At 34.6% G+C, this 10,958-nt stretch carries 9 protein-coding genes and 1 pseudogene; 6 read left to right on the forward strand and 4 right to left on the reverse strand.

Annotated features, from left to right (window positions below):
* Window positions 1-960: 960 nt before the first annotated feature.
* The 4 genes from E1171_RS16355 to E1171_RS16370 all read right to left on the reverse strand — a co-directional run bounded on the left by E1171_RS16355 (window position 961) and on the right by E1171_RS16370 (window position 3,800).
* Window positions 961-1,599, reverse strand: a complete 639-nt coding sequence (locus E1171_RS16355) for an FMN-binding negative transcriptional regulator (protein ID WP_155207127.1) — start codon at window positions 1,597-1,599, stop codon at window positions 961-963.
* 101 nt (window positions 1,600-1,700) lie between these two features.
* Complete coding sequence (locus tag E1171_RS16360) at window positions 1,701-2,249, reverse strand: AAA family ATPase (RefSeq protein WP_155207128.1); 549 nt, start codon at window positions 2,247-2,249, stop codon at window positions 1,701-1,703.
* A 70-nt stretch (window positions 2,250-2,319) separates the two neighbouring features.
* Window positions 2,320-3,417: an acyltransferase family protein gene (locus E1171_RS24975; protein ID WP_155207129.1), complete on the reverse strand. Its 1,098-nt coding sequence runs from the start codon at window positions 3,415-3,417 to the stop codon at window positions 2,320-2,322.
* A 107-nt stretch (window positions 3,418-3,524) separates the two neighbouring features.
* Window positions 3,525-3,800: a hypothetical protein gene (locus E1171_RS16370; RefSeq protein ID WP_155207130.1), complete on the reverse strand. Its 276-nt coding sequence runs from the start codon at window positions 3,798-3,800 to the stop codon at window positions 3,525-3,527.
* 970 nt (window positions 3,801-4,770) lie between these two features.
* Here E1171_RS16370 and E1171_RS16375 point away from each other — a divergent pair.
* The 6 genes and pseudogenes from E1171_RS16375 (at window position 4,771) to E1171_RS16405 (ending at window position 10,879) form a co-directional block, all read left to right on the forward strand.
* Window positions 4,771-5,949, forward strand: a complete 1,179-nt coding sequence (locus tag E1171_RS16375) for an acetyl-CoA C-acyltransferase (RefSeq protein ID WP_155207131.1) — start codon at window positions 4,771-4,773, stop codon at window positions 5,947-5,949.
* A gap of 284 nt (window positions 5,950-6,233) precedes the next feature.
* Window positions 6,234-6,602: pseudogene (locus tag E1171_RS16385) on the forward strand (nucleotidyltransferase family protein); the annotation flags it as partial.
* Window positions 6,603-6,823: 221 nt separating this feature from the next.
* Complete coding sequence (locus E1171_RS16390) at window positions 6,824-8,077, forward strand: toxin-antitoxin system YwqK family antitoxin (RefSeq protein WP_187696502.1); 1,254 nt, start codon at window positions 6,824-6,826, stop codon at window positions 8,075-8,077.
* A gap of 263 nt (window positions 8,078-8,340) precedes the next feature.
* Complete coding sequence (locus E1171_RS16395) at window positions 8,341-9,279, forward strand: phosphoribosylaminoimidazolesuccinocarboxamide synthase (protein WP_155207135.1); 939 nt, start codon at window positions 8,341-8,343, stop codon at window positions 9,277-9,279.
* Window positions 9,280-9,417: 138 nt separating this feature from the next.
* Window positions 9,418-9,807: an STAS domain-containing protein gene (locus E1171_RS16400; RefSeq protein ID WP_155207136.1), complete on the forward strand. Its 390-nt coding sequence runs from the start codon at window positions 9,418-9,420 to the stop codon at window positions 9,805-9,807.
* 151 nt (window positions 9,808-9,958) lie between these two features.
* Window positions 9,959-10,879: a ribonuclease Z gene (locus E1171_RS16405; RefSeq protein WP_155207137.1), complete on the forward strand. Its 921-nt coding sequence runs from the start codon at window positions 9,959-9,961 to the stop codon at window positions 10,877-10,879.
* The last annotated feature ends 79 nt before the right edge of the window (window positions 10,880-10,958 follow it).

Genomic DNA, 10,958 nt, shown 5'->3' on the forward strand with positions numbered 1-10,958 from the left:
TCAATGGCTTGTGTTGATTCCTCTTTTCATTTGAGTTGAAGAAAATTGGCTGTAAACTTGCATAACACATTTCTGTTTTGTTCCATTTTGCCTCTTATTAGATCTCTTTGTTCCCTCATTATTTTTTTTAAAAAACTTTAATTCTGGGACGTTTTTGATTTCCGTGTTTTTAAATCAAGTTTTTAATTTCTTGGAAAGGTTGATGGTAGACTAAACATTTTCCTATAATTTTCTATTTCTTTAATTTACTTGGCAGGCGATATCTTTTTTTGCCCCATTTTTTAGTGTGGGAATTATTTTTCTAACGAAACAATTTATGATCTCACCATATCCATAGATCAATTAACTATAAATCAAGAAAGTCAAATTATTTTTTATTTCCAAAAATAAGTTTTTCTTCCGTCAAGAAGGGAGGCAATTCTGATTATTCCTCTTTTCTGTCACTTTGTTAAGTCTTATTATCTTCAGTATTGCAATTACAATAAAACCAAATATTAATATTGGATTTCTATTGCCACCAAATTGACCTGCAAAGTGAATGGTCACTGCGTAAATTAAAAGTTTAAGTAGCGCAAACCTCCAACTTTGTTTTTATTTAGCATTGAGAAATGCTTTAAAAAAAGGAATTAATTAGAAGAAGTAGATAGATTGCTGCTTACCCTTTCATTTTGGGTATTTTGTAAATGTCTATTCATTGATGCCCTATTCTGATTATACATAGATTTGTAACCTACTCAAAAGCCCTCAAAGTTTCTGTCCTTTAACCAAACAAAACTATACCAAAAAGCACAACTGATATCACTCATAATTCTCCCTCTCCATTCAATAACTCCTTCGGTTGATTCTCTAAATTCTGTTATGATTAGTCTAGGACTTTGCAAGGTTAAATATAGGAAGCGCAGCATCCCGAGGATGCTATGCTTTCAAATCCAATGTTAGCGCTTCGTTTTTTATCCTTTGTTAATTTTCAGGAAATAGCTCCTTTGCTCTTTTTTCCATCTCAGCTGCAATCACACGACCATCTTCATCTTGTTCTTTAAGGTTTTTAATGATATTATGGTAGCTTTTAAAGTCTCTTTCTTGACTTAATTTGAAAACCGAATCAATCTCATTGACCTCAATTTCAAAAGCTACGAGTGCCCCCATTACTTTTTGTTTGTACTCCAAAGGCAAGTTGTCAAAAACAGTGGTTGACTGCTTGTTCTGATCTTCGAAATGCAGCGTTGTCATTCTAAGTACATCTTCCAACCCTTTATTGTCTAAAAACCTGATGATTCCTTTTACATGTACACTCATATAATTCCAGGTAGACGCAGTATGTGGATTGCTATACCAAGTGCCACTTACATAGGTATGCTTACCTGTAAAAACAGCAAGTACATTTTCATTATGTAAAAATGCTTTATGATGGTCTGTATTTTTCATTATATGTCCACGAAGAATTTTTCTGCCATCCAATTCTTCAATGAAAACAGGCACTTGTGTTGCTACAGGTCTGTTTTCTGAATCACATCCTGTTAAAAAGGCAAAAGGATGCTGTTCAATGAATTGTTTAATTATCTGTTCGTTTTGTTCCTTATGGTATGGGAGATTGTACATTAGTTTATATTTTGTTGTGGTCTTCTATTGTAATAACCGATAACGGAAAATATAAAAACTTTAGCTTTGGTCATGCTGATGGCCTTGTGGGGCTATTATCTTTATTGAGTGTCGGCTGTAGTTTTTTTTTCCAATACAATGTTCATTCGCTGTTCATTTGTTAAATCACCTTGGATTTTAAGGCATTCACATTTGAGCAATTCAATCCATTTTTTGTGCTGTATAATGTTTCGGCCAATGAAGGATTCGTCATCATATTTCTTTGCCCAAGCTAAAAATGCATTGGAATTGGTTTTGATTTGGATGTCAGTAATTAGGTTTTCTCCATACCTTTTCTGCTCACGTTTTATTAGTCTTTCCATTCTAATGTCTTGCGGTAGATGAAGAAATACACCTAAATCAAAGACGTTATTCCAGTATTCACCCCAAGATACCAATGAACCACTTACAATTATACTATTATAAGATTCGAAATCCTTTTTTAGATTTTCGTTTCTTATCTCAAGTGGTATTTTAGTTTGAAATGGTGTTTCTGTTTTTGCCCAATAATATTCATCTGTATCTAAATGAATCCAATTCAATTTTTGTGCTAAAGATTGCGACAAAGTTGTCGTTCCTGATCCCGAAGCACCAAATACTATTATTTTCAAAATTTTCAGATGTTTTTACTCTTCCCAATTATTGTTAATGTTAGATGTAAATTGCGTTTTTTATTCATTTTTACCCAGTGTTGGACTCTTTTTTATTAGGCACAAATTTCTTTTTCAATTTTAAAAATGGAGTTTCTATAATCTTGAAAGATCCCCAAGAAATTAAGATTACCAAGATAGAGTTAAAAGACAATGTTGAGTATGGGAGTTTAAAAAACCACTGGAGTAATTCGCTTGATTTTATTAAATGAGATTCTATCAATATTGTTGAAAATTGAGGTATGATATTGTGGTACAAATAAATGCCGTAACTAATTTTCCCGACAAAAATTAATATTGGGCTACTTAGAAAAAATCTAAACACTCCTTTATTAGAATCTCTGTTTAGGTAGATATAAGTAATCAACCAAATGGAAATTATGGAATTTGCTGTCCTTAATGGCAAAATTGTCCAATAATTTTTGGAAAGCACCAAGTTGCCAAAAATAATGAGTGCTATTAAAATCAAACTTAGTGTTTTTACTAAGGTGTAAAATTTATTGAGAGCACTTTTGTTATAAAAGATGAACCAAGAAAGCATTGCACCAACTCCGAAAGAATCAAAACAAGATGTGGTTAAGATTGCACCCCATGGAAAGTCGCTCATGATTATGTGTGAACTTACCCCGATTAGAATAAACATGGAAATAAGACTAAAGAGATATTTCTTTTTGGTGAAAATGATAAACCATGGCCAAATGAGGTAAAATTGTTCTTCAACGGCTAAAGACCAAAGGTGGGATAAAATTCCATCCCAATGGCCGTGTAAAAGAAAATTTAAATTTGATGTATAGGTAAGGTAATAAATGAAATCATGCTTTATATTAGTTCCTGTGTATTTATGAAATACAAGTAATATAAAAATGGTTAGATAATATATGGGAAAGATTCTGAGAGTCCTTCTTGCATAAAATGTTCTTAGGATTTCACCTTTTGAGGCATTTAAATTGTTTCTGTTTTGAAATAAAATAGAGGTTATTAAAAAGCCGCTTAAAACAAAAAACATATCAACCCCAATTTTACCATTTGGTAGGTGGTTCAATATATGGGTTTCCGAAAACCAATGACTAATTATTACTAATATTACGGCTATTGCCCTGAGGCTATCTAGTTGCTTAATGTATTTCATTTTTTGAAATTGAGCCTAACGGCCCGACTATCCCCTGTACCGACCGCTAGGGAAAATATATGAGATAGCCATTGTAGGTTATATTTTAACTTAATATAAGCTTCGTCTTAACCAATTTTCCCAAGCAGTATTTTGTCCTTTCCCTTAAGTGTTGCTTTGAATTCCATAACTGTACTTTGTCCAAATGCGGAAATTAACAGAGCCGCAGTCTTTATATCACTTATTACAAATTCAAAATTTGAACAGCGTTTGATTCCAGAAACCAATTTGTTATCTTTTTCTATGAACATCTGGACATATTTATTGTCGTTTAGTTTTGTAACTACTCCTGTAAATTGTCCTTTTTCATTTTCCGATTTTTCTATTTCAATTCCTTTTAACATTCCTCTTTCTCACAATCACCACATTCTGACAAATTGTGATTCTGGAGTTTCGGAGATTTTCGATGTGTCACAGGCTGACACAATGGTTAAAAAATCAAGGGGTATAAATTAATTTTTCATTATGTCCTGGTTTTCATTACCTATAACGGTCTTGGCTATGAGTAGTTGCGTGGGTTAGTTCATAACTTTGAAGGTACAAGCCAAGTTGAAAATTCCATTGGAATTTTGAGAGGAGGCAGGAAGCAGCAATTATATATAGGTATTGTTAGCTCTTTTTATTGATTGGTTATTATGTCTATTATTACTCCATAAATAGCTGCTGAAATTGAAAATAGTAATGATCCTAATAGATCCGATAATTATCCCTTTATTATAACTCATATAGTCTTTTTTGCCATAATATTGCCCAAGATGTGTATATTAACCCTATCAACTCGCTAACATAAAATAATTTTAAGCCGCTAAATGCTTCAACAATTCCTAAATCTGCTTAAATCAACATTCGTTCAAAAATCAATACTTCAATAACCCTTTTTTAAGTTGAAGTAAATGAATGGTAATTTGATCCAGAAATGTGTGCAAGGGAATTTTTTTAGCTTGAAGCAGTATGAGCCCATATTTGTGCTTCTTGATTCACGGATTTGAAAAAGCTTTCCATCATTTCTACTTCCTACAAATTTTTTATCAAAAAGCTTATTCAACAGTCTTCTTATAGAATAAAAAGCCTTGCAATACCACTAGGTTTAAAAATCTTCCCTAACGATTGATAGGTAAATAAAAAAGTTTACTTAAATTTAACCTGATGAAAACGATTGCAAATCGGGGAAAGCCTAATTGTTTGTTGAATTAAGTGAATTATGACCAAAACATTAAAAAGGAGTTGTTAGAATTTATTCAAGATCCGAAATTCATCGTTATAAAGTAGGGATAATTATATTATAGCACTTTTTGCACATAAATTCATACACTAATGAAAGAAGTATATATCATATCGGCGGTAAGAACGCCCATTGGTAGTTTTAATGGAGTATTATCGGGATTATCAGCTGTCCAGTTAGGTTCAATCGCCATTAAAGGAGCCTTGGAAAAAGCTGGGGTTGATGCCAAAGAAGTGGAAGAAGTCTTCATGGGGAACGTGATTTCAGCTAACCTTGGACAGGCACCAACAAGACAAGCAGCGATTGGGGCCGGAATTGGCACCAACGTACCTTGTACAACCGTAAACAAAGTTTGTGCTTCAGGAATGAAGTCCGCGATGTTAGCGGCTCAAAGTATCATGCTAGGTCAGAATGATGTTATTGTGGCTGGTGGTATGGAAAGTATGTCCAATATTCCTTATTACCTTCCTAAGGCACGTTTTGGATATAAGTATGGGCATGGGCAATTGGTGGATGGTCTAATGCATGACGGACTTTGGGAAGCGTATAATGGTTTTCCAATGGGAAATTGTGCTGACAATACTGCCAAAGAAATGGAAATTAGCCGAGAGATGCAGGATGAATATGCCATTCGATCTTATAAACGTGCAGCCTCAGCCTGGGAAAAAGGCTTATTTAAGGATGAAGTAATTCCAGTGGAAATCCCTCAGCGTAAGGGTGATCCAATAGTAGTTAAGGAAGACGAAGAATACAAAAACGTTCGATTTGAAAAAATTCCTCAGCTTCGACCGGTATTCTCCAAAGATGGAACTGTGACGGCCGCTAATGCCTCTACAATCAATGATGGGGCTTCGGCTATGATTTTAATGAGTAAGGAAAAAGCAGATGCATTGGGATTGAAACCGCTGGCAAAAATTAGAGGATTTGCCGATGCTGCTCAAGATCCGTTGTGGTTTACCACTTCACCTTCTTTAGCCATTCCTAAGGCTATTCAAAATGCTGACATGCAAGCAAGTGATGTAGATTTCTATGAAATTAATGAGGCTTTTTCAGCTGTAGCTCTTGCCAATAACATTAAACTTGGTTTGGATCCTGATAAAGTAAATGTAAATGGTGGAGCAGTTGCTTTAGGACACCCATTAGGTTGTTCTGGCGCCCGTATAATGGCTACTCTTAATTCTGTATTGCACCAAAACGGTGGTCAAATTGGAGTGGCAGGAATTTGTAATGGGGGAGGAGGAGCTTCTGCCATTGTGTTAGAGAAAATGTAAAATCCAGTATTTTAGCTTCTATAGATTGTAAGCTAAATAAAGGTATTCTATTTTAGAGCCCTGCAATTGTGCAGGGCTTTTATTTTATTGAATAGGAGATAATAAAGTTAAAAAATACTTTTAATTGGATTTGGATTATGAAAGATGGAAGAAGGGCTCAAAAAAAATCTAATCAGCATCATTGCAGTTGATAATTTGATGATGGAGAGGCTAAGAAGGTAAGATACTTAAAACTCTCAGATTGGTGGCTAGGGACTGGGTTTGTTCGGTAAAAGGTATGGGAATATCTTTATAATAAAAAAGTTGAAACACCATTGAATGATCCCGGTATTAACTACTTTGAAAAAGAGAACATCAACAGGGGTAAAGATTTAAATCTGGAAAAGAAATTGACCGGAAAAATACCCAACTTATATTGGTTAGTCTAAAACCAGGCACGAGTGCCCTTCAAATATGGGCACCATTCTTCCAGGAATTATGAAAGGACATTACCCTTCTGGCTCGAAATACCTACTGGTGCGTCCGTTATTTCAAAACCAAATGATCAGTTGGATATTTTTACTCCTATTGTTTTACAGGACTTTTTTGACTTAAGTGTAAAACCTACTCCTGATTTTATTAAAGAAAAACTCCCTGTGTATCAACAGAAATAAAAAAATAAAAAGTGTAAAGAGTAATGATCTAAATTTACTATTGAAATGATATAATAAAGCTAACTTTGTTCCTTATTTAAATATTCTATTTTTCACCCTTTGTCTGGCTGTTTATGATCCAAGGTTTTTTTTCCAAATATACACCAAGGTATATTCTGTTCACTTGTTTTTTCTTGGTTTTGACGATTCATGCAAAGAATACCAAGGCGCAGGAAAAAACTTTGATAAAAATTTATTACGATTCTCTAAATACATTTCCCTTAGAGGAATATTACATAATAGGGAATGACAGCAGTCTGTTAGATGGGAAATTTTTAAGATATCATGAAAATGGGCAAATAGCTACGGAGGGTGTTTTTTCAAAAGGAAAAAAAGAAGGGATATTCAAAGATTATTTTCCTGAAGGACAAATTCAAAGAAAAGTTACATACAAGGATAACCTTAAGGAAGGACCTGTAATTGTTTACAATCAGGAAGGGAATATTCTTCAAACCACCCAATACCAAAAAGATACATTAAATGGGAAAATGGCCCTTTATTTTAATAATGGGGCGCTTAGAAGTGAAGGAGTTTTCAAGAATGGAAAGCCTGAGGGTATTCTGACAGAGTATTATGTAAATGGTCATAAAAGGCAGGAAATTACTTACAAGGTGGGATCCCAAAATGGAGTTACCAAAAAGTACTTTGAAACTGGTCAATTAGAATCTGAGACAAATTTTTTAAATGGGATGCCTCATGGATTTTTGAAAAAATATTATCCCAATGGAAAATTAAAAGAGGAGTCCTTCATCCAAAACGGCACCAAAACTGGGGTTTTCAAAGTTTACAATCCCCAAGGTGTACTTATAAAAGAAGGAACCATCAAAAATGGTCGTTTGAATGGACCAAACAAAAGTTGGTATGAAGACGGCAGTTTAAAACATCAATTTAATTTTAAGAATGGCTTTCAGGAGGGAAAAAATACCATCTATTATTCTAATGGAAATGTGAAGGAAGAAAGCATATATTCCAATAAAGGTGAAAATAGAAAAATCAAGGAATATGATTCAAAGGGAGTCTTAAGTGCAGAAAAGCAGTATTTAAAAAATAAAAAAGATGGAACTTGGATTTTATATGGTATTACCAACAAAATAATAAGTAGGGAATTGTACAAAGAGGACCAACTTAATGGTAATAGGGAAGAATATGATGAAAAAGGAAAGCTTATCAAACAAAGCCCTTATTTAAATAATCGAATTAATGGAATGGAAAAGGAGTTCTTTCCAGGTGAAAAGGTAAAAAGTGAGACTTTCTACAAAAATGGAATAAAAACAGGTCCATATCGCTCCTTTTATAAAAATGGGACAAAGGAAAGTGAAGGAAATTATCAAAAGGGGCAAAAGGCGGGGACCTGGCAATTTTATAACAAAAAAGGTCAATTAGTGAAAACAGTGGAATATGTTAGGGATGAAATAATACGGGAAGTGATAGAATAGCTTTTTTTAATTAGGGTCTTGTATAAATTTAACCTAGGCCCTGAGGTTTATATGCTTTGGATATCTTATTGTGAAAGCTAAAAATTTCATAATAAATCATTGGCAGTATAGCTTGAAATGAAGAAAAATGTTGCTCCCTTAAGGTTGTTCCGAGGTCTAAAGCGTGAAATCCCACTAAAATTTTCAGCTTTCCCTCAAAAGCAGCTTGCATTTAAGACCAGAAGAGAACAATAAAAGGCAAAAAATACTAAATTTGCCCCAACATGGAACAGGCAATTAAAGAAACGAACTTCCGGTTTGACGGACAAACGGACTTTTACCGTGGAAAGGTAAGAGACGTATACAGCTTTAAAAATAATAAATTGGCCATTGTAGCTACCGACCGCATTTCCGCTTTTGATGTGATTTTACCTCGACCAATTCCCTACAAAGGGCAGGTTTTAAATCAAATTGCAGCTAAATTTTTAAAAGCGGTAAAGGATATTGTACCTGTGTGGTTAGAAAACACTCCTGACCCAAATGTGGCGATCGGATTAAAATGTGAACCGTATCCAGTGGAAATGGTGATAAGGGGCTATCTGGCTGGACATGCCTGGAGAGAATACCGCGACGGGAAAAGAAGCATTTGTGGGGTTTCTCTTCCGGAAGGGTTAAAAGAAAACGATAAGCTTCCTGAGCCGATTATTACCCCTACCACCAAAGCCATGGAGGGACATGATGAGGATATTTCCAGAGAAGAGATTATTGCCCAGGGTTTAGTAAAGGAGGTAGAATACATTGCTTTGGAAGGTTACACTAAAGCTCTTTTCAAACGGGGAGGAAAAATGGCTGCTGAAAGAGGATTGATTCTTGTAGACACCAAATATGAATTTGGAAGGTTCAATGATCAGATTTACCTGATTGATGAGGTCCATACACCGGATTCTTCCCGCTACTTTTATCAAAACGGTTACGAGGAGAGACAAAAGAAGGGTGAAAAGCAAAAGCAATTATCCAAGGAATTTGTGCGGGAATGGTTAATAGAGCATAATTTTCAGGGGAAAACGGGGCAGCAAATTCCTGAAATGAATGATGAAGTCATAAAATCCATTTCCGAACGCTATATTGAACTTTATGAAAAAGTAACTGGAGAGCCATTTGACCGTCAGACTCCTGAAAACCTGTTAGATCAAATAGAAGAGCGGATTTCCGCCTCCATCTAACAACATTTTATGCTATTAGAGCAACGCTTTTCTTAATCATTATGAATTAATAAAAATTATTATTCATTTTTATACAAATTTTCGTTTGTGTAGCAGGATATTCCTTTATTTCTGCTATCCTTTTAAAATAAATAAACTATGAAATATTCAATTAATCATGAAGAAAAATATGTCCTGATTAGAATTGAAGAGGATAAATTAGACTCCATTCAGGCACCTGAATTAAAATCTGCTTTTCTTAAACTTCAATCAGAAGGAAGTAATAATGTAATTCTGGACCTGTCATCAGTAAAATACAGTGATTCTAGTGGCTTAAGCGCTCTTTTGGTGGGAAATCGTATTTTTACTGAGAATGGGGGAGTCTTTATTTTAACTGGCCTTAATGAACATGTTAAAAAATTAATTTCCATATCTCAATTAGAAAATGTTCTTTACCTCCTTCCAACTGAGCACGAAGCTGTAGAAGCAGTTTTTATGCACGAACTGGAAAAGAACCTTCGAGATGAAGCGGGTGAGGAAAATGAATAATTAATAATAGAAGAATGAGGCGCATAATTTTGCGTCTCTCTTATCCCCCAGTTCTGTTTTCAATAGGAGTTACAAAAGGCAAGTTTGCATGGTTAAACTCAAAAGATAGTGATTCCTAATTCTTAGTTCGTCATCAAATCCAACTTCCACATTGAGTTTTGAATTAAAAATTTTAGGGGCCAATGCGGCCTCTTTTGCTCACAATCGACACCAAAGTTCTCAGGTTTTGATGGTGGAGAACCAATACTTTTTAATTGATTGTGGGGAAGGAACCCAAATTCAGCTGATGCTAAACAAAATTAAGCTGAGTAAGATTGAATATATTTTCATCAGTCACATGCATGGAGATCATTATTTTGGATTAATGGGCCTCATTTCTACCATGCATTTAAGGGGAAGAGAAAATGATCTGCATATTTTTGGCCCTGCAGCCTTGGCAGAAAACATTACCATGAATTTAAAACATAGTGGTACGGGACTGCAATACCGAATCCACTTTCACCGGGTAGACCCCCATAGTTCTCAACAAATTCTGGAAACAGATAAACTCTCAGTTACCTCCATTCCACTTGACCATGGGATTGATTGTACAGGTTATCTAATCAAAGAAAAACCCAAACCTCATAGAATAAACAAAAACAAATTACCTGAAAATATCTTGCTCCAACATATTGTTCTTCTCCAAAAAGGAGAGGATGTTTTTGATGAGAATGGTAATCTATTGTACAAAAACGAAGATTATACTCTTCCACCTAAGCGATCACGTTCATATGCCTACTGCTCTGATACGAAATATAATGAGCGGATTATTCCTCTTATTGAAAGTGTAGACCTTTTATACCATGAAGCTACTTTTTTAGATGAAAAGCTGGAAAGGGCAGAGATCACTCATCATTCTACGGCTAAACAGGCAGCAACTATTGCATCCAAAGCTAATGCAAAAATGTTAGTCATTGGGCATTATTCATTACGCTATAAAGATCCTATTCCCTTACTGGAAGAGGCAAGACTAATTTTCCCGGAATGTCAATTAGCCATCGAAGGTGAAAGTTATGAGGTCAGCGACTTATAAATATTGATAAGTTAAAAGTAGAATGTGATTATTCTGGGCAAAAAAGACAGTTTACATTTTGGTTTTTCAGAATCCTTTT

It is taken from the genome of Xanthovirga aplysinae (genome assembly GCF_009711365.1).
GTDB lineage: Bacteria > Bacteroidota > Bacteroidia > Cytophagales > Cyclobacteriaceae > Xanthovirga > Xanthovirga aplysinae.